Raw genomic sequence first — 25,817 nt, 5'->3', positions numbered from 1 at the left:
AAAACCAAGCAGATTTAGCTACTACAACTCTCACATTCCTCAACTTCAAGTGACTTGCTACGAATGTAATACACCGTCTTAACACCTTCACGCCATGCCAATAGATACAAATCAAGCACTTGGCGCATGCTGTAGTCGTTAGTAACGTAGAGATTCACCGACTGCGCTTGGTCTATGTGGCGCTGACGAATACCCGAGGCGCGCATGCTCCAGCTCTGGTCAATTAAGTGCGCAGGCTTGTAGTACCAATAGGTTTCCATGGACAAATCAGGAGCTACGCGCGGCAGCATAGAGCCTTTCTTCTCCTCTAAGAAGAAGCGCTTCATAACTGGGTCCACACCTGCTGTTGTTCCCGAAATGATAGAAGTTGAACTCGTAGGTGCAATTGCCAACAGGTAGGCATTGCGCATACCCTGTTGCGCCACCCGCTGAGCAGTCTCTTGCCACTCAGGCGACGTGTAGCCGCGCTTCTCAAAATAAGCGCCCGTCTGCCAATCACTACCCTCAAACAGCTTATAGCTCCCCTTCTCAGCAGCTAGCTTGCTTGATGCTTCAATAGCAGCGCGGTTAATGCGCTCAAATACCTTATCAACAAACGCAAGATGCTCTTCACTTTCCCATGCAATGCCCCTCTGAGCAAGCATATGGTGATAGCCCGAAACACCCAAACCAATGCTCCGATAGCTATGATTGGTAATCTTGGCATACGGTAGGGCATAAAAATTGAGGTCAATAACGTTATCGAGAGCACGAACCACCGTCTCAACGGTGCGGCTCATATAAGCCTCGTCCTCAACCGGCAAATGACCCAGGGTAAGGCTCGCCAAATTGCAAACAACAAAGTTACCAGGACGCGTTGTAGACACAACCACGGTATCGCCGTCCTCGGTGATTACCTCACGCGATACCGTCTCAATCTCGCTGGTATTTTGCGCAATCTCGGTACAAAGATTAGAGCAGTAGATAATTCCGGCATGCGGATTGGGATTAGCGCGATTAACCGTATCCCGCATATAGGCAAAAGGAGTACCTGTTTCAACAGCGCTCTTAATAATAAGGCGCACAATGTCTTTAACGCTCAAAACACGTTTAGGAATGCGCGGGTCATCAACGCAATCCTGATACCGGCGCTCCCATTCTTCGCCAAAATAATCTTCAAGCGCATAACCCTTGACAGTCAAAATGTCATGCGGGCACATGAGATACCAGTCTTGGTTGAGGTCTTCTTCGGCCTTTTTCCAAAACAAATCGGGATAACAAATTGCTGGGAATACATCGTGCGCCTTCATGCGGTCATCGCCGTTGTTGGTGCGCAGCTGCAAAAACTCAGGTAAATCACGATGCCATGCATCTAGGTATACCGCTACTGCACCTTGACGTACACCAAGCTGGTCTACTGCCACCGCTGTGTCGTTAATCACGCGAATCCAGCGAATAACACCGCCAGCAGCACCCTTAAAGCCGCGAATACTTCCGCCGGTTGCACGAACCTTACCAAGATACATGCCCATGCCGCCGCCAAATTTTGACACCTGAGCAAAGTTATCAATACTGCGATAAATACCCTCAAGGCTATCGGGAACCGTATCAATAAAGCAGCTCGAAAGCTGATGCTGGGGCTTTCGGGCATTAGAAAGCGTTGGAGTTGCCATGGTTACTTCAAGCTTGGAGAGCATGTCATAAAAACGACGCACCCAATCCAAGCGATTATGCTCCTCATTCATGGCAAGATGCAGCGCAATGCCCAAAAACATTTCTTGCGGGCTTTCAAGCGGCTCACGACGATGTGAACAGACAACATAGCGCTTAATCAGCAGGTCAAGGCCAGAATAGGTCAGCAGGTGGTCGCGCGTGTTATCCATAAACAAAGCAGCCTGATTGAGCTCTTCGGAGGTATAGCGCTCCAAAATATAGCTGCCATACAGGTTTTGATCGGCTAAATAGCGCAGCTTATCGGCAAACGAAGCAAAACCGCGGCTCTGCTCCAGAGCGTGCAATTCTCGATGAAAGGAAAACGCAAGCAGACGCGCTGCAATGAACTCCCACTTAGGAGCTTCTTGGCTCGTGAGCTCAACTGCTGCCTTGGTAAGCGCCTGCAAACGCTCCTCAACCGGCATATCAGCCTTCATAAAACTGTGAAACTTTGCCGAAAGGTACGCCAACGCATAGATGCGACGGTCAAAGTCATGCGCAATGCCTAACAGCACCTCTTCGAGCTCGGGCACACCTGCCTCAAGGGCTATCTCACGACGCTGCGCACGCTCAAGAGAGCGCTGGTGACGATACAGAATATAACCTTTTGCCTCGTCAAAATAGGCATGCTCCATGAGCACCCGCTCAACGCGGTCCTGAATTGCCTCAACCGATGCCGGGCTCTCAGATGTGATATGAGATTCAACATCGACAAGCAACTCACGCGCAATGGCTTCAAATTCGCTTCCTGCCATATCTGCAGATGCGCGAACATCAGCAAAGGCGCGACAAATTGCAGAGACAATCTTTTGAGAGTCATAGGTCTCCACGCGCCCATCACGCTTGGTTATATTCATGGGCCCTCCTCGGGTCATGTTCGTTGATTGAGTAGTAGCATTATAGCCCGTTGCCCAGACATACAAGCGAGGCTCACGCGAGGCGCAAGAATCCCAATGAAGCCCCCAGCTAAACTAGCTATACCTGTGCAAAAACTTAGAACTGCTCATGGTTTTAACACAACATCTGCTAATTTGAAGGCACCTTATAACGACATGTTGGGGTCAGCATCTACATTAAACTGAGCAAATTCGCCAGAGGCAAACTTCTGACGTGCAACCTCAGCAATCATCGCAGCATTGTCGGTACAGGCTTGCTGCGGCGGCAAAACAACCTTAATGCCACGCTTGGTAAGCTTTTGTTCAAGCAGGGCACGAAGATGTGCATTTGCCGCAACGCCTCCACCCAAGCAATAGCTTTGAGCGCCGGTCTCCCGCAACGCGTCCCAAGCTTTTTTATATTGCACATCAAACACCGCAGCCTCAAAAGAAGCCGCTATATCAGGCAGATGTAAGACCCGACCCGCTGCAGTTTCTTGCTCGATATAGCTAACCACTGCTGTTTTGAGCCCCGAGAGCGAGAAACGATAGTCGTGGCTGTGCATCATGGCACGCGGAAAATCGATAGCCGACGCATTGCCCGACTCCGCCAAGCGCGAGATAACCGGGCCACCAGGATAACCAAGGCCCAAGGCCTTAGCAACTTTATCGAAGGCTTCCCCTACTGCGTCGTCGAGCGTCTCGCCCAAAACCTCGTAATCACCCCATGCCCGCACATGTACCAGCATGGTATGCCCGCCCGAAACTAAGGTAAAGATAAACGGCGGTTCAAGCGTAGGGTCAGTAAGACGATTGGCAAACAGGTGTCCCTCTAAATGGTTAACGCAGATAAGCGGAACCCCAGCTGCGTATGCCATACCCTTTGCAAAGGCAACGCCAACCACCAGCGCACCCACCAAACCAGGGCCCTGAGTAACACTTATTGCAGCCAACTCAGAAGCTTGAAGCGTGCCGCTTTTCAGACCCAAAGCCTCGCTTGCCTCTTCAAGCGCCGCCTCAACCACCGACACCATCACTTCAACATGCTTGCGCGACGCAATCTCAGGCACTACGCCGCCAAAACGCGCATGAAAATCAATCTGGGTTGAAATCTGGTTGGCAAGCATTGTACCTGCTTTATCTACAATAGCTACCGCTGTTTCATCGCATGAGCTCTCAATAGCAAGAATAAGTTGCCGCTCAGCAAGAGCTTCCCGCTCCTGATTAGTGCGCCTAATACGTTGCAAAGACCAAGTTTTTATCCCCTCAGCCGTTGGTTCAGGCGAATGTGCGTCGCGAGGCAAATGGAGCGGAAGCGCGGCACTCATAACAAATGCTGACGCTCCTGCTCCATAATAATCAGCGCGCCTGCCCACCACCTCAAACCCGAGGCTCACATACAGCGACTGAGCTGCTGTATTTTGCTCTTCAACCTCAAGACTTACGCTTGTACAACCAAGCATCTGTGCATCATAGGTAAGTTGCGCCAGAAGCTTGCGTGCAATGCCTTGTCGGCGTGCAGCGCTCTTAACTGCAACGTTGAGCAACTCAAGATGAGCGTCAACAACTCGACCGCCCGCAAAACCCAAAAGCTCACCAGCATCATGTGCTACCCACCAACTATGTGGCACAGGCAAGCTCTCATCAAGCTCTTCTAAAAACGAAGTAGCCGACCACGGGCTATGCGTTATACCCTCAAACGCAGCGCTATCAAGAGCGGCTGCAGCCTCGGCATCTGCCACACCCATAGGACGCAGCTGCAAATGCCGCCCTGCAACATCATCTGCTACGCCACTCGTGTCAAGCGTAGCGCTCACACCCTTTCCAAGACGTGCGCGTTCATGTTCTTCAGCATCACTCAGGCGCGTATACACCGGCAGCACCGCAGCTGGGTTACCACTAGCATGAGCAGCCCCATCTGCCGCCACAAAGGCATGCACAAGCCCCGCGCCACTTGGCCACCATAGATTCTCAGGTAACAACTGCTCAGCAAAACCCACCTCTTCAAAAAGGCTTCGATAGCGCTTAAGACCATCGCCTATCAGCTGCAAGGTATTTGCTTCTGGCAGCTGCGCCCATTCATCAACCACAGCTGCGGCTTTAACCACACGCTCACGTTCAAAAAGACGCTGTGCGCCATCATCGTTCAGTTCATATAAAGCCGGATATAACTCGCCACGCATGGCATCGGCTGCCACTGCCACCCGTCCACGAATGCCTGTACGCCATGCTCCCCATGCACACGCATCAAGGCTCGATGCTCCAAACAAAGGCACATGAGCACCTATAGCCAAACCTTTTGCAGTAGAGATGCCAATGCGAACACCCGTAAACGAGCCAGGACCTCGCCCAACCAGCAGAGCCTCAAGAGCATCTACGCCCATACCTTGCTCACTAAGCAAAGCTTCAAGCGTAGGCACCAACTCAACATTTGCTTTGCGCCGACATATATGGTCCGCTATGCCCAGCACCTCAAAGCCCGAATCATGTATGCGTGCGAGCGTACATACCAGCATATCTGTAGACGTATCAAGGGCTGCTATTATGCCCGTTTGAAACTCAAACACCGTGTATCCTTCTTGATTATTCGCTTGCCGAAGCGCCGTTTTCCTGCTCAAGTGTATCCAAAATCTGCTGGCGCAACTGCTTCGGGCGCGCGCCCACTGCATCAAAATAAATACGGCGGGCACCTTCGGCCGTTTTTTCAATCACCACGCGCAAAAACTCGTCGCTCAGCTCATCCTGAAACTGCTCTCCCCACTCAAGCAAACAAACCCCTTCATAGCCAAGCACATCAAAAATACCGGTATCTTCAAGCTCATATGCATGCTCAAGCCGATAAAGGTCAAAGTGAAAGAGTGGTATGCGCCCTTGGTCGTGTACAGCCATCAAGGCAAAAGTTGGGCTGGTAACCGGCACGGTATCGCCCAAACCGCGCGCAACGCCTTTGGTAAAATGCGTTTTACCTGCTCCTAAGCCGCCCGACAAAACTAATACATCGCCATCTCTCAGCTTAGGTGCAATCAGCTCGCCAAGTTTTTCGGTGTCGGCAGCTTCATATGATGTGACTGCTTCATTCTGAAAAAGATATGTCATGTGTTTCCTCCATGACAGGAATTGCTTGTGACAAATCATCAAATGCGCCGCTTGCGTCTTGTTGCTGCGCTTGCTCAAGCGCCGTTATATCCTGCGGTGCATGATTGGCTAAATATCTACCCAACATACGCATGTCATCTTCAAGCAAACGTTGCCAAGCGGGATTGCGCAGTGCAGCCGCTGGATGAAGCGTAGGCATGACAACAAAATGCCCAGCTTGATGAAAACTCCCACGCAACTTTGTAATACCAATCTCGGTCTTGAGAATAAAGTGCGTTGCGGGGTTTCCTAAAGTCACCACGACATCTGGCCAAATGCTGCGAATTTGTTCGCGCAAATACGGCGTACATGCCAGCATTTCTGCTGCTTTTGGATTGCGATTATCAGGCGGACGACATTTAAGCACGTTAGCAATATAAATCTCATCGCGCTTTAGCCCCGCAAGCTCCAAAACGCGGCTTAAATTTTTGCCCGCGCGCCCCACAAAAGGAAGACCCTGCTCGTCCTCGTTCTTGCCAGGCGCCTCGCCAATAATCATGACCCGCGCCTTCGGATTGCCCTCGCCAAACACAATATGTGTGCGTGTCTGGCATAGCTCACACTGTTTGCAGTCGCCTACAAGCTCACGGATAAACGCAAGGCTTAGCTCACGCGGTTTTACCTGTTCATAACCGGGAATAAGCAAGCTCGCCATAGATTAACCTCAGCGATACACTTTTTCGAGACGCATGCCAAAGTCGCATGCCACCTCATAATTGATGGTTCCGCGCATCTGTGCATGTTCATCAAGCGTAATCTCGGCATCACCATCACGACCAATAATGGTGACATAATCACCAATCTCTGCCGTAGGCATCTGACGCGCTGAGGTTTCTTGAATTGCCATCATGCACTGATCCATACAGATGTTGCCCACTTGTCGCACGCGCTGTCCTTGAAACAGCACATCCATACGGTTAGAAAGTACACGTGCAAGACCATCGCCATAGCCCAGTGGCAAGGTACAGAGTTGCACACGCGCCCGCGGCACTCGATAGGTGTAGTTATAACTAACACCTTCTCCCATGGCAGGATTCACCACACGCGTAATGCGCGCATGAACGCTCATAACCGGGTCGAGCTGTATTTTTTGCGCCGTCAAACCACAGGGCTGCAATCCATATAAGCCAATACCAGCGCGAACCATATCAAAATGCGTTGAAGCGTCCAAGATAGACGCAGCAGTGTTGTCACAGTGAACAAGACCGCAATCAAAGCCCGCATCTTTAAGCGCAGCAATAACTTCTTCAAAACGACGGCATTGCAATTTATAATCCCAGCCATCGGGCTCATCGGCAGTTGCAAAGTGCGTAAATACGCCATCGCACACAATACCGCGATGAAAATCAATGCTGCGCCTAAATTCGAGCGCCTCGGTATGATGCACGCCAATACGATTCATGCCGGTATCGATAGCCAGGTGATATTTACCCACCTTACCCGCATGTACAGCGTACTCACCAAACGCAAGAGCAAACTCAGACGTATAGATAGCCGGCATTAAATCGTATGCCAAGATGTGTTCAATAGCCGTGATAGGCGGCTCTGCTAAAACAAGAATAGGAGCCACAATTCCGCCCTCGCGCAGCTCAATACCCTCAGCAACCGTTGCAACCGCAAACATATCGGCACCTGTTGCATGCATTATCTTGGCACTTGCAACAGCGCCATGCCCATAGGCATCGGCCTTCACTGCGCAGCATAATCGCTGTCTTGGCCCTAAGAGCTGCTTAAATGCACGCACATTACGGCGCAGGGCACCTTGATGTATCTCAACCCACGCCCACCGTAGTGCAGGCTCATGCGTCAACGGCATTATGCCTCCTTTCCACGTGCAAGCGCTTCAAGTACTTCGTCTTCAACAAGTTGCAATGCTGGACCTATCAAATCTGGCAAATCACTTGCCATAACGCTTCGAGAACCATAGGTAGATGCCGCTAGATAGCCCGTTTGAGAGTGAATGGTAACCGCATACGACGCAAGAAGTTCCCAGCTCTCTGGCTCATCTTGAAGTGTTGCCACTATGCCCGCCAAAATGCCCGCAAGCACATCGCCTGAGCCCGCTGTTGCCAGCGCAACCGGACCTGCCTGCGGAATAAACACCTGCTCAACACCCACAACAGCGGTTGTAGGACCTTTTGCCACAATAGCCATATTACTCGAACCAGCTGCCCACAAAATCTTTTGAGCTGCCTGAATAGAACTCACCAAATCATGAACATCGCCCTCAGATACCAAGCGTGCAAGCTCTCGATAATGCGGGGTCAACAGAAGAGGTGCTTCACGGCGATACACCTCAGGAAGGCTATCAAGCCCATCAATCGTAACTCGTGAGAGACAATTGAGGGCATCAGCATCTAAAATAAGCGGCACATTCATCTCAAGGAGCATTGTTACAATGCCGGCAGAACCAGCTGCTGTAGTTATTCCAGGACCGCAGAGCACGCAGTCATATTTCTCGGCAATTTCACTGATAACCGACTTTGCTGCTGCCCCAAATGAGCCACGCGCATCAGCCGGAACCGCAATAACAGGTATCGATGGCAGCGCCATACGAATGAGGTTTGCACAGGTCTCTGGCGTAGCAACAGCTACATAACCTGCGCCAGCACGGGCTGCTGCCTGTGCTGCCAGCATTGCCGCTCCCGGATACGCCGAGGACCCCGCTACCACCAACACCGAACCACGTGCATATTTATCAACATGCGGCGGAATGTCTTGCAAGCAGGGCGCCAAATCAGCCGGTTCAACAAACTCGGCTGCCTTATCTACCTCAGTTAGCGCGTCCGCAATCTGAGCATACAACGACCCGCATCTAATCTCACCTGCGCAACCAGGACCGCCAGCACTAAACAAACCAATTTTTTCAGCAAGCAAGGTAGCAGTAATATCTGCATGTATGCAGGCATCAGACGCAATACCCGTCTCAACATTAAGACCTGAAGGTACATCAACTGACACAACCGGTGCCGATGCAGCATTTACTGTGGGAATCCAAATGGTAAAGGGAGCTCGAACCGTGCCATGAAAGCCAATTCCCAGCATAGCATCTATAATGACATCGGCGCTATCAAGCAGCTCAGCCAGCTCGTCTTTTGATGGCCCCACCGTTATAGCAACGTCACGACCGGCGCTTCGTCGTGCAACATGACGCGCAAGAGCAGCAGGAATTTCGTCAGGCTCAACGGGTGTTACAACATCAACATGCACGCCCTTATGTTGCAATATATCTGCCGCAACCCAAGCGTCCCCGCCGTTATTGCCGAAGCCAGCCAGTGCCACAACGCGCTTTGGCTTGTACTCAAGCGCCACAGAGGCAACAAACTCACCCGCAAGCTCCATAAGCTCTGCGCGTGAAGTCCCCTCTTTTTCAATGATGTCTTCAAGCCGCCGAATCGCGTCGGTATCAAGAACGGGTCTCATTGCCATGCTCCTGTTCGCTTAAGTCTACGGGTGACGTATATTCAGTGAGCTTATCACGCGAGGAAGAATCAAGCTCATCAATGAGTGAACGAACTTCCTTAAATGAACGCGCAATAACGGTACGTTCATCTTCTACAGGTTCTTTGGATTGTGGCTGTACGGCACTGGTAATAGCCAAAGCATTTGCAACGGCATATTCACCGGTAAATGAAAGCGATAGAGCAATCTCGGTAATACCTTGGCGAGCGGCAATTTCTTGTGCTTGCCCACGCAACAACACCTGCGGACGCCCGTGTGCATCGTGTTCAACCGAAACATCAGCAAAGCTAATACCTTGAGAAAAACCTGTACCAAGCGCTTTTAGAACAGCTTCACGTGCAGCAAATCGGCACGCATAATGAGCGGCTGGTCGGCTGCTTGTCTCACAATAGCTACGCTCTTGCTCGGTAAAAACGCGCGTAAGAAAGCGCGGCGTTCGATGCATGATTGACTCCATACGGGCAATCTCAACAATATCTACGCCAATTCCTGCTGTAACCACCGCTCACCTCCTTATCAACATAGATATACCTATTATGACGGAAAGCCCATCAACTGAGCGCCTCACACCTAAATCGATATGCAAAACAAGGTCTCAATAGAATGAAGGACCCCCGAAACTCGAGGGTCCTCACATTGAGCTTGCGGAGAAAATCTCCTGCCTCTTAAGCAATCAGAGCGTTTTACTGCTTGCGCTTACGACGTGTAACAACGCCAGCCATAGTAGCTACACTGCCTGCAACTACCGTAGCAACACTTGCAATAATACCAGCATCTGAGGTTTGCGGAAGCTGTTTCTTAACCTTTTTAATCTTCTTAACTGTCTTGGTCTTTGTAACCGCTGCTTCGTCCTTCATCTCAGGCTGCGGCTGCGGCTTTGGTTCCGGCTGGGGCTGCGGTTGTGGTTGCGGTTCAGGCTGTGGTTGAGGCTGAGGCTGTGGTTGAGGCTCAGGCTGAGGCTGAGGCTGAGGAGCGTCTTCCTCAAAGACCCAAACGCCAACGAAGTGAAGGTCAGAGTGCTCAATCGTAGACTTCAGAGTGGTTAGCTTATTCGCTTCTGAAACGCTGCCCTTATACCAAGAGGTAAACTTCCACGTACCACCTTCGACGTGAATTACATCCTCGCCCGGAGTTCCGTGCGGCACCTCATCACCTGTTGCAAGGTCGGTATAGGGCGTAGGAGTAAGCGCAACAATACCTTCTGGCAATTCCTTACCAGGCGTTCCGCTGACATACTCATAATCAGCCTTATAGCTTATATAGCCCAAACGTAAAACATTAGAGGCAAAAGGACCAATAGGCTGTTCTGATTTTACAGGAAGTGATAATCCAAAAAGCGAAACCTTATATCCACTATCAGCGAATGCATAACCAGAAACAACACCATCAATTGCAAGTGTCTTCTTAAGCTCCACAAGTTCTTTTGCTTTTGCATTCTTAATTTGAATTGCACGACTATTGAGTGCAGTTGCATCTTCTGCTAAATCAGTGCGTTCCTTCTTAAGGTCAACAGTTGAGATGCTACGAAGCGTCATAGGGCTCAAGATGGTCTCTGCAATAGACTTATCACCATCACGTACTACATCAGACTCTGCAATGCGTTCATCATTGGTATAGCGCAAAATGCAGCGAATAATAACTGATTTTGCACCGTTGGTTTTAACACCAAAACGAACAGCAGGGTTAGTTTTGCTGACAAGGGTTTTGAAAGCGTCCTGTCCACTGCCCAGCGATGCATCGTTCGCAGGGTTAAACACTTCAAGCTTCTCGTGGTTTTCATTCATAACAAAAAGTGGGCGCCAAGAATAGCCTGAGAACTCCATGTGCAAATTCTCAGGAAGGGTAATACCCTCCTCAAAGTTAGCACGCAGGTCTACGTACGTATAATCTTTGGCGCCTGCCGCATTGCTAAAGCCATTTTCTACTGCAAACTTGGGGTTATAGTTACGGCTTAAAACACGATTTGTGTCTATGTTTGAATCACCATAGCCAACGACTGGGTTTTTATACACCAGCATGGCAACTTCGTTGTTCATCGTAAAGTGAGAACGAAGCACAACCTCATTGATTTTCTCTACATCATCTTTGTTTGCATCATATACATCGATAATCTTTGTCTCAAAGCGAGAAGGTTTATTATCTACTGACTCACCTTGTGCACTAGAGGCAGAATGATTTGTTGTATTGGGCAGCACGCCTTCGTGGTCGGCCGATTCAATAATGACATTGCTTTTCGCAATTCCAGTGCTGATTTTTCCAAGACCCCCAAGTAAATCAGTACCCATTTTAAACTTATCATCAGGGAATGAAGCCTTTGGGTTATTTAAGCTGTAATAAACGCCATATAATTTGGCATCAGCAGGAATGCCATTAGGAAATGCGGTTTTAACCGTATCTTCTGCCGAATAAAGACGCGCACCCTCTGCAATAGAACCATCAGCCTTAGGCTCTTTATCAGACCAGCCAAGGAAGGTCTTGGCTATACCTCGATACAAACCGCCATTAGCAAGAGCCGTGCCCAACTTATCGTTTTCAGCATGAAACTCTTTAGTTGTGTTCTGCATCGCACGTGACTCATTTGTCCATTGTCCAACAAAGGTTACGGTACCCTCATAAGACACAGGAGCAGTTGGAGCAGCGTTCTCGCCATTCTCTGTTGTCGTACCCTCATCGGGAGAAGCTGGAACAACGTGAGCAACATCTGCACTGTCTCCGTCGGCTGTTGTATCTGCCGAATCACCGGTTGGTGCCGACGAGGTTGTAGAAGTCGCATCGGCGCTCGTGCTGGAATTTGAATCTGCAGCAGCTGGAGCCTCTGCAACCGGCTGAGGAGCAGACGCATTCTCAGCCTCACGAGCAAGCACAAATGCTGGATTTGAAGCTACAAGAGCAGCGCTCATGAGCACACTTACGGGCACCTGTTTTTTCATGGCGCCTCCTTACTAACTAGATGCACACAAAATTGCCCTCGCACAGCAAGGGTGGACATACATATATAGCAGAAAACTCGGAAGCCCCCCCCCGACACTTAAAATCAACACGAACAATCACAATTGTTTACAATATTTACATATGCGCCGATTATTAGTATTGCTACCTGCTAACTTGCTCTATACCTATGATTAGAAAACGCTCAAAAATAGGCTAAACTTAAGAAGCCCGAGATAAAATAAATACAAACTAATTCTTCAATCCACAAGTGAAATTACATGCATCTTAATTAAACCTGAGCAACACGCCCACCGAGCTGCAATAACACTGCCCCAGCCGAACAGCTCGTCCATCTAACAATAACGTCACCGCCCACAACAGCTCAGGAGCGCTTGCGGTACTCCGCAACGCAAGCGCTGGCACTGCCACGACCAAGTGCCCTGCCCAGCTAACACAAACTCCCGCAACCAAGCTGCGAGCACTGCCACAACAAGACAGCCGAGCACCCTGTCCAGCTAACAAAAAAGTGTCGTCCACCGGTCAGCGGCGCCCTGCTCTCCCACGGACTTACTCCGCAGTACCATCGGCGCTCGGCGGCTTAGCTTCCGGGTTCGGAATGGGACCGGGCGTACCCCGCCCGCCATAGCCGCTGACCGGTGGGCGACACTCACCCACCTTGAGAGATATATGTACCCTGAGGGCCACACAGCGATTTTATACGTATGAGGTGTGATTTAGACCAAGACCATAAGAGAAGAAGTTCTTAGCGACACCGAGTACATGTGTATATGCATCTCGTCTAAAGAAGCGAGTAAGAGCTCGGGCGATTAGTACCGCTTGGCTGAGGCTGTTACCAACCGTACACCTGCGGCCTATCAACCAGGTGTTCTACCTGGGCCCTTACCAAAAGGAGAACTCATCTTGGGAACGGCTTCCCGCTTAGATGCCTTCAGCGGTTATCCGATCCGGACGCGGCTACCGGGCCATGCCATTGGTTGACAACCCGTTCACCGGAGGTCCGTCCACCCCGGTCCTCTCGTACTAGGGGCAGCATCCCGCAATTCTCCTACGCCCGCGGAGGATAGGGACCGAACTGTCTCACGACGTTCTGAACCCAGCTCGCGTACCGCTTTAAATGGCGAACAGCCATACCCTTGGGACCTGCTCCAGCCCCAGGATGCGATGAGCCGACATCGAGGTGCCAAACCTTGCCGTCGATGTGGACTCTTGGGCAAGATCAGCCTGTTATCCCCGGAGTACCTTTTATCCGTTGAGCGACGGCCCTCCCACGTGGGGCCGCCGGATCACTAGAGCCTGCTTTCGCACCTGCTCGGCTTGTAGGCCTCGCAGTCAAGCCCGCTTATGCTCTTGCACTCAAAAGGACGGTTGCCGACCGTCCCGAGCGGACCTTCGCGCGCCTCCGTTACCTTTTAGGAGGCGACCGCCCCAGTCAAACTGCCCACCTGGCACGGTCCCCCACCCGGATAGACGGTGTGGGGTTAGGACGCCAGCGCGTCGAGGGCGGTATTCCAAGGGTGGCTCCACTCAGGCTGGCGCCCAAGCTTCAAAGCCTCCCGCCTATCCTCTACACGACGGGCCAGCGGCCAATGCCAAGCTGCAGTGAAGGTTCACGGGGTCTTTCCGTCCTTCCGCGGGTAAGTCGCATCTTCACGACTAGTGGAATTTCACCGGGTCCATGGTTGAGACAGCGCCCAAGTCGTTGCGCCTTTCGTGCAGGTCGGAACTTACCCGACAAGGAATTTCGCTACCTTAGGACCGTTATAGTTACGGCCGCCGTTTACTGGGGCTTAGGTTCGGAGCTTCGCTAATAGCTAACTCCTCCCCGTGACCTTCCAGCACCGGGCAGGCGTCAGACCCTATACGTCGCCTTGCGGCTTCTGCAGAGTCCTGTGTTTTTGATAAACAGTCGCTTGGGCCTCTTCACTGCGACCCCCTTCAGCTCAAAGCGCGAAGCTTATCACCTACATGAGGGCACCCCTTCTCCCGAAGTTACGGGGCCATTGTGCCGAGTTCCTTAACCATGGTTGACCCGATCGCCTCGGTATGTTCTACCCACCCACCTGTGTCGGTTTGCGGTACGGGCACACAAGCGCCTGCCTAGGGGTTTTTCTGGGGACTACGGGCTTGCCGACTTCACTCACATGCTTCGTCCGACGCCTTACCTTTATATGTATCCCGGATTTGCCTGGGATACAGGCCACACGTCATCACGGGGACGTCCAGAACCCCGCTCGGCTACCCCAATCCGTCGCCCCGTTGGTCATAACGGTTCTTGCGTGGTGCAGGAATGTCTACCTGCTGTGCTTCGACTACGCCTGTCGGCCTTGCCTTAGCTCCCGACTAACCCTGGGAGGATTCGCCTTGCCCAGGAAACCTTGGGTTTACGGCGGACGAGACTCTCGCTCGTCTCTCGCTACTCATGCCAGCATTCTCACTCCCGTGCAGTCCACCGTCGGTTATCCTTCGGCTTCGCCCCGCACGGGACGCTCCCCTACCAATATAAAAAATTATATTCCGCCGCTTCGGCGCATCGCTTAGCCCCGTGTATTGTCGGCGCATGTCCACTCGACCAGTGAGCTATTACGCACTCTTTGAAGGGGTGGCTGCTTCTAAGCCAACCTCCTGGTTGTCTGCGCGGACGCACATCCTTTGCCACTCGGCGATGACTTGGGGGCCTTAGCGGGCGGTCTGGGCTGTTTCCCTTTCGAGCACACAGCCACTTAGCCCACATGCTCTGACTGCCAGCCTCTTGACCCACAGGCATTCGGAGTTCAATTCGAATTGGTAGGCGGTGAAGCCCCCGCATCGATTTGGTGCTCTACCTCCTGGGGTAAACAGCTGACGCTAGCCCTAAAGCTATTTCGGGGAGAACGAGATATCTCCGGGTTTGATTGGCCTTTCACCCCTACCCGCAGGTCATCGCCTCCGTTTTCAACCGAAGTGCGTTCGGCCCTCCACGGGGTCTTACCCCCGCTTCAGCCTGCCCACGGGTAGCTCACCCGGCTTCGCGTCTGCGGACACAGACTATATGCGCCCTATTCGGACTCGCTTTCGCTCTGGCTCGCTTATCTAGCTTAACCTCGCCTGTATCCAGCAACTCGCTGGCTCATTCTACAAAAGGCACGCCGTCACATATAAATATGCTCCGACGCCTTGCAGGCGCGCGGTTTCAGGTACTATTTCACTCCCCTCCGGGGTGCTTTTCACCTTTCCCTCACGGTACTTGTGCGCTATCGGTCATGGGAGAGTATTTAGGCTTGGAGGGTGGTCCCCCCAGGTTCAGACCGGGTTTCACGTGCCCGGCCCTACTCAGGTATCTCAACCATTTGGGTATTCGGGGTAGGCCTACGGGGCTCTAACCCTGTGCCGCCGGCCTTCCCATGCCGTTCGGCTCGCCCGATACCAAAAATGCTGGGACCAGCAGACCCCAGATGTGAGACCCTACAACACCAGTGACGCAAAGGCTGCTGCCCATATGCGTTCACTGGTTTGGCCTTATGTCCCCGTTCGCTCGCCACTACTAGGGGAATCTCGTTGTTGATTTCTTTTCCTCCGGGTACTTAGATGTTTCAGTTCCCCGGGTTGTCTTCCCCTTCTCTATGTGTTCAAGAAGGGGATGCTAGGACTGCTCCTAGCGGGTTTACCCATTCGGAAACCCTGGGATTAGCGGATGTGTGCTCCTACCCCAGGAATATCGCTGCTTGCCACGTCCTTCATCGGCTTCCCATGCCAAGGCATCCACCGCGCGCCCTACATATCTTCTCGCTTACTTTAGAAGCGAGATGCTAACATGTATATTCATGAGTAATTGTAAACTCTTGGGTGTCGCATACCACGATGAGAAGATAATCTATCTTCTTGCGATCGTATTAGATGCTTCTTACATAAAATCTATTGCAGATTGGATGTATCTCTTATATCTCCATTAAGAAGAATTGTGTCTGAGTCAAATTTGACTCATACGTATTTCGCTATGCGGCTCTCAAGGTACACTGAAGGTATCCCTCAGGAACCGGATGCTGCGATAAAGACTGTTTAACAGATAGAGCCGGAACGACTATTACCTCCGCGCCATCAAATCAAATTATGTTCTTCCTAGAAGAAGTATCTCCCTAGAAAGGAGGTGATCCAGCCGCACGTTCCCGTACGGCTACCTTGTTACGACTTCACCCCCCTTACCCTCCACACCTTCGACGCCTCCCTCCCTTGCGGGTTGGGCCGGCGGCTTCGGGTGCAGACGACTCGGGTGGTGTGACGGGCGGTGTGTACAAGGCCCGGGAACATATTCACCGCGGCATGCTGATCCGCGATTACTAGCAACTCCGGCTTCATGGGGGCGGGTTGCAGCCCCCAATCCGAACTGGGGCCGGCTTTAAGAGATCCGCTCGGGCTCGCGCCGTTGCATCTCGCTGTACCGGCCATTGTAGCACGTGTGCAGCCCAGGGCATAAGGGGCATGATGACTTGACGTCATCCCCGCCTTCCTCCGGCTTGACGCCGGCGGTCCCACATGGGTGCCCAGCTTAACCTGCTGGCAACATGTGGCAGGGGTTGCGCTCGTTGCGGGACTTAACCCAACATCTCACGACACGAGCTGACGACAGCCATGCACCACCTGTGACGGCTCCTTTCGGCCACGGAGTTTCCCCCGCTTCACCGCCATGTCAAGCCCTGGTAAGGTTCTTCGCGTTGCTTCGAATTAAGCCACATGCTCCGCTGCTTGTGCGGGCCCCCGTCAATTCCTTTGAGTTTTAGCCTTGCGGCCGTACTCCCCAGGCGGGACGCTTAATGCGTTAGCTGCGGCACGGAGGGATCGTCCCCCCACACCTAGCGTCCATCGTTTACGGCTGGGACTACCAGGGTATCTAATCCTGTTCGCTCCCCCAGCTTTCGCGCCTCAGCGTCGGTCTCGGCCCAGAGGGCCGCCTTCGCCACCGGTGTTCCACCCGATATCTGCGCATTCCACCGCTACACCGGGTTTCCACCCTCCCCTACCGGACCCGAGCCGGGCGGTTCCGGGGGCGGGACGGGGTTGAGCCCCGCCATTTAACCCCCGGCCTGCCCGGCCGCCTACGCGCGCTTTACGCCCAATGAATCCGGATAACGCTCGCCCCCTACGTATTACCGCGGCTGCTGGCACGTAGTTAGCCGGGGCTTCTTCTGCAGGTACCGTCTTGTCTCATCCCTGCTGAAAGCGGTTTACGACCCGAAGGCCTTCATCCCGCACGCGGCGTCGCTGCGTCAGGGTTTCCCCCATTGCGCAAGATTCCCCACTGCTGCCTCCCGTAGGAGTCTGGGCCGTGTCTCAGTCCCAATCTGGCCGGTCGGTCTCTCAACCCGGCTACCCGTCGTAGGCACGGTGGGCCATTACCCCCCGTCTACCTGATGGGCCGCGGAGCCATCCTTATCCAGCGGACTTTTGCCAGACGCTCCAGGCGAAGCGTTTGGGTTATCGGGTATTACCCACCGTTTCCGATGGCTATCCCCGAGATAAGGGTAGGTTCTCCACGTGTTACTCAGCCGTTCGCCACTGTCCACACACCCGAAGGTGTGTTTCTCGTTCGACTTGCATGTGTTAGGCGCGCCGCCAGCGTTCATCCTGAGCCAGGATCGAACTCTCCGTCCAATATGAGCCCTATGAGATAGGACTTATATGAGCGCGAGGCTCGTTCCGGCCAGCATATTCGCTGATCGGATTCCATTTGAGTTTATGAAAGCATATTGATCTGGTTTTCAAGAAGGAATTGGAATATAGAGGCCTGCTTCTTATATAAGAAGCGGTCCTTGTCCTTTTCACTTGACTTGGTCACATCACTGCTACCATATTGAATGGTATATCTGATTTCCATCTGTCAAACACAGGTATTTACCTGTGTCTTTCGCAGTATCCGGTTCTCAAGGTACCCGCTCGCTCAGAACACGTGAGTCCCGCGCGGCAAGGAGATATATTGCCAGACTCTCAAGTCTTTGAAGAGAAGGATTTTTCTGTACACAGTTTGTACATAAGTGAGGGGTTAGTTGTTAGGGGTAGAGGCTATATATAGGGGATGGTTTACGTTTGGCGCCATATTTCTACCGTTCACCGATAGGGGCTATAAGAGAAGGGCGCCACGCGCTATATCAGACCCGGCGTCGAGAAGAGCATCGCGTTCTTGCACATTGGGCGCCTCAGCACACACTCGTACCACGGCTTCGGTTCCGCTTGGACGCAACAGCAGCCAAGCGTCATTATCAAAGTCGAGTCTCAGTCCGTCCAGATGACTTACCTGCTGAGGCACCTTTCCTGCAACTTGAGCAGGATTGAGACCGGGTAACTTTGTCTCAAGCATTTCGATAGTCTCAGGCGGCAAGCGTAAATCACGGCGAGCATAGCTCATAGCGCCATACTGTGTTTGTAACTCATCGATAAGCTCAGCGAGCGACTTTTGCTCCCACGCAAGCATCTCTACTAATAAAAGACTGCACACTATGGCATCGCGCTCACATAAATGGAAAGGCACACCCAGGCCGCCGGCCTCCTCACCGCCTATTAGCACATCGCCCTTGCGCATTTCCTCACATATATATTTGAAGCCAATAGGTTTAACCGTAACCTGACATCCAAGGTCTGCAGCAACGCGACGCGGCAGCATCGATGTTGACAAGTTAACAACCAGACGACCCTGTTGTTTGCGATGTTTTACTAAATGCCGCAAAAGCAAGGCAAGAATTGTCTGCGAGCTAATAAAGCGGCCTTTGTTATCCACTGCACCCATGCGGTCGGCATCGCCATCAACAACTAAACCAATATTAGTTTTTTGTCCTACAACTGCACGTTCACAATCATCAACCCAAGGCTCTGTGGGCTCTGGTCTTACATCTTCCCAGCCCGGTTCTTCTTGTGCGTGAATTTCGCTTACTTGCACGCCCAAATCCCGCAGCACTTGAGCCAAATACCCCCGCGCGGCTCCATACATAGGGTCACATATCGCAGAAAGTTGCGCTGCTGCAATACGCTTGACATCAACCAGAGTAGTAATATGAGCCAGATATGCACGAGTTAAGTCATGCGCCTGGGGAATACCACGTGCAGAGCTAGGGTCTTGCGCAATTTGAGATTCAAGCCGGCGGTAAAACTCATCATCGACAGCGCCACCATCAGCGCTGCGCAGCTTAATGCCCAGATAGCCCATGGGATGATGCGAGCCAGTAACCATCAGCGCGCCTGCAGAGCGAGGGTCTTGCGCGCAAGACCAGCTCAACATGGGCGTTGGAAGAGCACGGTCGCTTAAAATTGCCGTGAGGCCGTATCCAGCGAGCACCTCAGCTGCAAGATGAGCCATTTCATGAGCTTGCGGGCGTGTATCAAAGCCAACGTAGACGTGGTTATGGCCCGTCTGGCTCCAAAGTCCGCCTACCGCATCGGCAATTCTAATAACCTGCTCGTTGGTAAAATCACCGTCGGTACGGGCTCGCCATCCGTCAGTACCAAAGTGAATGATGACACTCATATGCCTAGGCCAATCTGAATTACTGCCGGAGCATATAAAGACTACTCGTCAACAACCGTAATGCCTTGCTTTTCCAGATATGCCAACCAGCGCTTCATGGTGTCCTCAGAAAGAGCATGCTCCATGAGGCAAGCCTCAGCATCAGCGCGTTCATAGGCAACGTCCAGCTCTTTCATGAGAAAGGTTCGCAATAGGCGATGACGGCGCCAAACTTTGCGCCCGAGGCTTCGACCTTCATCAGTAAGCACAACCTTGCCATAGTGCGACTGCTCGACCATACCCTGCGCTTTTAACGCCGTTACCGCCTTGTTAACGGAAGCCTTAGAGACGTTCAGGCGCGTTGCAATATCCACCGAGCGAACGCCGTCGGTCTCACCGTCTTCTATTTCAATGCGGACAATACACTCAAGATAGTCCTCGTTTGCCATGGTTAAATGACGTTCTTGGGACGCTTCAAAGTTTTCCATGCGTGTAAACCCCCTTTGGTTTTTTTCAAATTCTACCGCAGCTGCAGCGCTTTTAATCATGACGATACGTTTAGACAAAAAGCCATGCTAGAGTGACATAGTCTGATTCAATTTTGGCAAGGAGCATCATATGAGTAATTCATCCGATGTACTTAAGCGCTTTTTGCGCTATGTCCAGGTTTTTACAACTTCATCCGATGAACATTCTTATCAGGTTCCATCGACCGCATGTCAGTTTGACCTCGCCCATATGCTGACAGATGAGCTGCGGTCATTGGGCGCTGAGCAGGTTGAGGTGAGCGAACATGCCTACGTTACCGCTCATATTCCGGCAAGCCCTGGAGCTGAGCATCTGCCACGTTTGGGGCTTATTGCGCATATAGATACCACCGAGCAGGCGCTGGGCGAAGGTGTAAAGCCGCATATCGTGCACTATACCGGTGGGGACTTAGTTTGTGGTGAGGTCAATGGGGTGCCTGTTGCGCTATCTGATGACACCTTGCCTGAGCTGCATAAGCTGGTTGGCAAAGACCTTGTTTGCACCGATGGTACAACACTTTTGGGTGCAGATGATAAGGCTGGCGTTGCAGAGATAATGTCTTTGGTTGCTCGCCTGTCTCAGCACCCTGAATTGCCGCATCCACCGCTGGGCATCTGCTTTTGCCCAGACGAGGAGATAGGACACGGCGCTGAGCTGCTTGATATTGAACGTTTTGCTTGTGACTATGCCTATACCGTAGATGGCGGACCTATCGGCGTGCTTGAATGGGAGTGCTTTAATGCGGCGGAAGCAACCGTCAGCTTTGAGGGGCGCTCAATTCATACCGGCGATGCAAAAGGGCGCATGATTCACGCGCTCAACATGTTTACGGATTTCCATGCCTTGCTTCCGCCAGCACAGCGTGCAGAAACTACCGAAGGGTACGAAGGGTTTATTCACCTCGAAGGAGTTTCGGGAACAGCGAGCCACGCCACAGCGCGCTATATCATTCGCGACCATAGTGCAGATGCGTTTGCGGCAAAAATTGACCTGATTAACCGCGCAGCAGAGTTTATCAATGCCGGCTCAGATACTAAGCGTGTACATGTTGAAATAAAGCAGCAGTACCGTAACATGGCTGAGGTCGTGAGTGTGCGCCCTGAGTTGATAAGCCGCGCCGAAGAGGCATTTAGGGCTATTGATATTGAGCCGCGCGTACTTCCTATTCGTGGTGGCACCGATGGCGCGCAGCTTAGTTTTAGAGGGCTGCCGTGTCCGAACATTTCAACCGGTGGATATTGCATGCATGGCGTGCATGAGTTTATCCCCGTTGAGTCTTTGGAAAAGATGGTCGATATGCTGGTAGAGCTCGTAAAGCGCTTCAGCGAGGTATAAGCGGCTGCTTGCTTCCTGAAGGCGGGGTGTGGGGTGAGCTGTGGTTGGTGGCTTTGTTTCGCTCTTAGCATCGTTGATGGCAGAGGCTTTTCACACCGTCTAAGTTGGACGAATGAGTCGCAAGCGTATGGAATGGTAGAGACTTTTCATGTCGTCTAAGCTGGGCGAATGAATTGCAAGCTTACGAGGTGGCATAGTCTTTCACCTCGTCTATGTGATGAATGAGTCGTAAACCTATGGGGTGGCATAGTCTTTTCACGGGAACTGCGCTTCGCGAAAGTTCCCTTAGAAAAGCTATGCCACCCTTATGTTGTAGCTCTATCTCACCTGCTTTGTACTGTAGCTCCACCTCAACTGAACGAATGATTGCGCTCTCCGAATGTGCTACGCAGAATTCTCCGAGCACAATCATTCGTCCCCTTTCTTACAGTAAATACCAAATGTACAAACAGCAATCAGCTCACTCCCACACCCCGCCATGCACAAGCAGCGCTTATGGGATGAAATGGGATTGGGTTGAAGCTCTTTTCTACCGTTAAGCTTTTGCCTGCCCGTGAGCTTAGCTTTTACAGAGTTAGTGCACGAGACAAGGTATTGCGTTCTACGAATGTGCTACGCAGAATTCTCCGAACGCAATACCTTGGTCTGACTGCTCAAACTACCTCTGTTGCAGTGTTTTTTTAGCTAATAAGTGATATGAGCTGCATTACATCAACGCCCCAAGAGGAAATCCATCTAATGTACGATTTTCTTGACTAGGGTCAAGTACACTCTACTAAGCTAAAGCATCCTTCCTGCGGAAATGCTGAAAAGTTTCTTTGTACAGACCCCCTATACTCGGGCTACTAGCAAAAATTCGTACACTAGAGCGTTTTGCTTCCCAGTAGCCCTGAGTTTTCGCAATTTCGTAAAGCTATTACAAGGTATTTCTAACACTGCAATTCATTACGGCACGTTACGCAGTAGTACAGCTAATGCACTAAACACAAACTACTACCACCATTACATCAATAAGTTACACCTGTCGCTTTGGCAAAAATGACAAAAAAGTACTCTCTATAACCCAGCGGGTTAGTATTTGTCATACAAAGCCGCAGGTAGAAGAGCTACGCGTAAAGCAACAACTGTCTCTTTATGCCAAATTGGTCAAAAATGACAGATTTTTGCGTCAAATTAGTCTTTTTTGCCAACTCACAGGAAGACAGTGGCATTAGCCAAACCTCTTTTGACAGAAACGGGCAATTTGGTAGTGTAGAACCCCGTGGGTTATTCATTGTTTTATAAACCTGCAGGTAGATGAAGTGCAGTTTTTTGTACTACAGGGGGTTTATTGCCACATTGCCTGTTTCTGTCAGGTTTTACTGCCACATTGCCCGTTTCTGTCAAAACAGCTCATTCAAGTTGGCGGTGTTTTGAAATCTGTCCGCACAAGAGAAAAACAAGTTGCTTTTTCAGGGAAGTGTTCGCGGGACACAGCTTTATTGAAATGCAGTTTGTTTAAACACGAAAGGCAGACGTAAAACCAAGGTGTTGCGTTCGGAGAATTTTGCGCAGCACATTCAGGGAAGGCAATACCTTGGTCTCATCTGAATTGAGAAGCGAGCAGTTTTGTGACGCATATGTTCCCAAAAACTCTCGAAAAACACAGCCCCTCCTAAAGCCTGTCTCTTACATAAAGAACAAACACCAAGAAAAGCAACCATATAAGCAAGCGCATCCCCGCTATAATGACCCCATGGCTACACGACGCAACAAATCCGACACCGGTGCACCCTGCCCTATCATGCACAGCTGCGGTGGCTGCGAGCTGCTGGGTCTCCCCTACCTCAAGCAACTCAATCGAAAGCAGCGTGCTATAGAGACGCTCTTTGAACCTCTGCTCAAAGAGTTCAACTGGGATATTACTGTTGACGCAATTCGTGGCATGGGTGGACAAGCTGGTCAGCCACACAGCATCGCACGTCCACTGCACTTTCGTTATAAAGCTGCTACCCCGTTTGCTCCAAACGCTCACGGCGGCTATCAAGCAGGACTTTTCGCACGTGGAAGTCATCACATAATCGAAACACCTGACTGTGTAGTCGAGGCTCCCGAGGCGCGGTCTATACTCAACAGTGTTGCGCGCATCGCAGAAAAACTCAACATCCCTGCCTATGATGAAGATCGTCAGCGTGGTCAGCTGCGTTACGCCATTTTGCGTCTCGGCTGGCAAACAAACGAAGGGCTCCTTACACTCGTTACCGCTCATCGCGATATCCCACGCTTTAATGAGCTCATCAAGCAAATCGCCGCACATAATCCGCGTATTACGTGTATTGCGCAAAACATCAACGGGCGCACTACCAATGCAATTCTTGGTGCCGAAACGCATCTTGTATGGGGACAACCTTGCATGCATGACAAGCTTCTTGGCTGCACGTTTGAAATTTCTCCCGGAGCCTTTTACCAAGTCAATCCTAAACAAACGGAAGTGCTCTATCGCCTTGCCATTGACGGGATGTCACTTGATGCAGGTGATACGCTTCTTGATGCCTACTGCGGCAGCGGTACCATTGGTTTATGCGCAGCTCATGCAGCACGAGAGCTTGGTATTGACGTACAACTGCTTGGTGTCGAACGCAATCCATCAGGCATAGCCGATGCAGCACGTAATGCTCAGCTCAACCAACTTGATAACTGTGCAACCTTTATCGCTGAGGACGCAACTGACTATATCCAGCGCCTTGCCGAGCAAAAACGGCATATCGATGTACTCGTAATGGATCCGCCGCGCGCTGGGTCAACGCCTGAGTTTTTATCGGTGGCGGCTGAGCTTGCGCCAAAACGCATAGTATATATAAGCTGCAATCCCGCAACACAGGTTCGTGACCTCACGCTTCTTGGCAAGGCAGGTTATCAACTCACCCGACTCACACCAGTTGATATGTTCCCCCATACCGCCCATGTTGAGACGGTGTGTTTGCTGTCACACAAGGGGTAGTGCTCGACCTGTGAATATACCCATATATCTTGTGTCTATGAATAAAAATAGACTACTATACATTTCCATTATTTTTCAATACAATTAGGCTAAATTGAGGTGAGAGGAGGCGGAACATTGGATCCAAAAGTTTGGTATATCCCTGCCAAAAGAACTGATCCAGGTATGAATGTTGGCATTTATTGCAGGGTTAGTACCGGCGAAAAGAACCAACTGAATAGTCTTGCTGCTCAAATAGCTACTCTTACAAGGGCGGTTGCCAATGTTGAGCAATGGAAACTGACCGATACATTTATAGACATTGCTTCTGCAAAAGGAGAATCGCCGCGTCGAGAATTTGAGCGTATGATCCGTGAGGCGCAGGCTCATCATATTTCGGTTATTCTCACTAAGAGCATTAACCGCTTCGGAAGAGATACGGTTGATACACTTGAGGCTCTTCGGAAACTAAAAGCAGCTGGTGTCCGCGTCATATTTGATGAGGATGGACTTGACACAGATGTGGTAGATGACGAACTGCTAATTTCTATTGCTGAATCTTTTGCGCAGGCTGAGAACGAGACCAGAAGCATGAATATTCGCATCGGACTGAGGAACCGTGCCTTGAATGGTAGTTCTGGAAATTACCGAAAGCGTTTATATGGGTATGTGAAAGACAATGATGGCAATCTTGTCATATCGCCAACGCAGGCTCAGGTGGTTCGAGATATATTCCGTTGGTATATTGATGGTGCGAGCATACTGGGGATTATAAAGAAGCTAGCTGAGCATAAGATTCCCTCTCCTACGGGAAAAGAGCATTGGAGCAAGAGGTCAGTTGACACACTGCTCTCAAATGAGAAATACATAGGAACTGTGCGGTTGGTAGATTCTGTAACCAGAGAACAGATGTTTGAGATGAAGGACAGCCACCCGCCAATCATTACGGAGGACGTGTTTCGTGCCGCAAAGGAGACTCGAGCGAAACGGAGTAATATTGTTGTTAGTGAAGCTGGTGAAAGACAGAGAAAGAGCACGAAATACAGTTCTAAAAATTCAAAATAGCCTACTTATCTGAGACAGCAATATGAATGTGTGGAAGCACAAAAATAGACAGCAAACCCATAAAAACAGGGGAAATCTGCAAATGCGTAAAATAGTCTAACTTTCACATGTTGAGACGGTGTGTTTGCTGTCACGCAAGGGGTAGTATCCAGCTAAAATGCCTGTTCTACAGGTTGCGGTTTGAAGCGTTTTTGCGCACAGTATGTGTTTGTGGGAACAAGTCTACTTTAGGCTCTTGGCTCTCGATTTTGGATTGCGTGACCTCGAGTGTGCAGGATAGATGTTTTGACATGTTGAGTGTTTACGATGGATGTTTTTCTCTCTTGAGTGTTTAGGATTGATGTTT

At 51.1% G+C, this 25,817-nt stretch carries 13 protein-coding genes and 3 rRNA genes; 3 read left to right on the top strand and 13 right to left on the bottom strand.

Annotation, left to right across the window (positions count from 1 at the left end; genetic code table 11):
* Window positions 1-14 precede the first annotated feature (14 nt).
* From KPC83_RS00660 to KPC83_RS00600, 13 genes are all read right to left on the bottom strand, one after another.
* The gene (locus KPC83_RS00660; RefSeq protein ID WP_216278678.1) at window positions 15-2,549 is read right to left on the bottom strand and encodes a ribonucleoside-diphosphate reductase subunit alpha; all 2,535 of its coding nucleotides are present in this window, start codon (window positions 2,547-2,549) and stop codon (window positions 15-17) included.
* Between the two features lie 185 nt (window positions 2,550-2,734).
* Complete coding sequence (gene tsaD / locus KPC83_RS00655; protein WP_256441473.1) at window positions 2,735-5,134, bottom strand: tRNA (adenosine(37)-N6)-threonylcarbamoyltransferase complex transferase subunit TsaD; 2,400 nt, start codon at window positions 5,132-5,134, stop codon at window positions 2,735-2,737.
* Window positions 5,135-5,150: 16 nt separating this feature from the next.
* Entirely contained in the window at window positions 5,151-5,663 is a 513-nt protein-coding gene (gene tsaE / locus KPC83_RS00650; protein WP_216278677.1) for a tRNA (adenosine(37)-N6)-threonylcarbamoyltransferase complex ATPase subunit type 1 TsaE, read from the bottom strand.
* The gene (locus KPC83_RS00645; RefSeq protein WP_216278676.1) at window positions 5,641-6,357 is read right to left on the bottom strand and encodes a uracil-DNA glycosylase; all 717 of its coding nucleotides are present in this window, start codon (window positions 6,355-6,357) and stop codon (window positions 5,641-5,643) included. The genes tsaE and KPC83_RS00645 overlap by 23 nt, the downstream gene beginning before the upstream one ends.
* A 9-nt stretch (window positions 6,358-6,366) precedes the next feature.
* Window positions 6,367-7,518 carry an alanine racemase gene (gene alr, locus KPC83_RS00640; RefSeq protein WP_216278675.1) on the bottom strand — a complete coding sequence of 384 codons (1,152 nt, stop codon included), beginning with the start codon at window positions 7,516-7,518 and terminating at the stop codon, window positions 6,367-6,369.
* The gene (locus tag KPC83_RS00635; protein WP_216278674.1) at window positions 7,518-9,125 is read right to left on the bottom strand and encodes an NAD(P)H-hydrate dehydratase; all 1,608 of its coding nucleotides are present in this window, start codon (window positions 9,123-9,125) and stop codon (window positions 7,518-7,520) included. The genes alr and KPC83_RS00635 overlap by 1 nt, the downstream gene beginning before the upstream one ends.
* Window positions 9,109-9,666 (bottom strand): holo-ACP synthase, encoded by a 558-nt coding sequence (acpS, locus tag KPC83_RS00630; protein WP_216278673.1) that lies wholly within the window; start codon window positions 9,664-9,666, stop codon window positions 9,109-9,111. The genes KPC83_RS00635 and acpS overlap by 17 nt, the downstream gene beginning before the upstream one ends.
* Window positions 9,667-9,847: 181 nt before the next feature.
* On the bottom strand, window positions 9,848-12,094 hold the full coding sequence (locus KPC83_RS00625; protein WP_216278672.1) for an SHIRT domain-containing protein: 2,247 nt from the start codon (window positions 12,092-12,094) through the stop codon (window positions 9,848-9,850).
* A gap of 539 nt (window positions 12,095-12,633) precedes the next feature.
* Window positions 12,634-12,749: ribosomal RNA gene (gene rrf / locus KPC83_RS00620) — 5S ribosomal RNA — on the bottom strand.
* A gap of 152 nt (window positions 12,750-12,901) precedes the next feature.
* A 23S ribosomal RNA gene (locus tag KPC83_RS00615) occupies window positions 12,902-15,881 on the bottom strand.
* 351 nt (window positions 15,882-16,232) lie between these two features.
* Window positions 16,233-17,741: ribosomal RNA gene (locus KPC83_RS00610) — 16S ribosomal RNA — on the bottom strand.
* The 16S, 23S and 5S rRNA genes sit together here, the layout of an rRNA operon.
* A 466-nt stretch (window positions 17,742-18,207) precedes the next feature.
* Window positions 18,208-19,605, bottom strand: coding sequence for a phosphoglucomutase/phosphomannomutase family protein (locus KPC83_RS00605; protein WP_216278671.1), 1,398 nt, complete (start codon window positions 19,603-19,605; stop codon window positions 18,208-18,210).
* Between the two features lie 41 nt (window positions 19,606-19,646).
* Window positions 19,647-20,072, bottom strand: coding sequence for a metal-dependent transcriptional regulator (locus tag KPC83_RS00600; RefSeq protein ID WP_216278670.1), 426 nt, complete (start codon window positions 20,070-20,072; stop codon window positions 19,647-19,649).
* A gap of 130 nt (window positions 20,073-20,202) precedes the next feature.
* On the opposite strand from KPC83_RS00600, the gene pepT reads away from it, so the two are divergent.
* From pepT to KPC83_RS00585, 3 genes are all read left to right on the top strand, one after another.
* On the top strand, window positions 20,203-21,447 hold the full coding sequence (gene pepT / locus KPC83_RS00595; RefSeq protein ID WP_216278668.1) for a peptidase T: 1,245 nt from the start codon (window positions 20,203-20,205) through the stop codon (window positions 21,445-21,447).
* A gap of 1,735 nt (window positions 21,448-23,182) precedes the next feature.
* Entirely contained in the window at window positions 23,183-24,427 is a 1,245-nt protein-coding gene (gene rlmD, locus KPC83_RS00590; RefSeq protein WP_216278667.1) for a 23S rRNA (uracil(1939)-C(5))-methyltransferase RlmD, read from the top strand.
* Window positions 24,428-24,544: 117 nt separating this feature from the next.
* On the top strand, window positions 24,545-25,471 hold the full coding sequence (locus KPC83_RS00585; protein WP_253200930.1) for a recombinase family protein: 927 nt from the start codon (window positions 24,545-24,547) through the stop codon (window positions 25,469-25,471).
* Window positions 25,472-25,817: the final 346 nt, after the last annotated feature.

The sequence above is a fragment of the Collinsella sp. zg1085 genome, assembly GCF_018889955.1.
GTDB lineage: Bacteria > Actinomycetota > Coriobacteriia > Coriobacteriales > Coriobacteriaceae > Collinsella.
The sequence above is the reverse complement of the archived record's forward strand: the minus strand, read 5'-3'. Positions and strand labels throughout refer to the sequence as shown.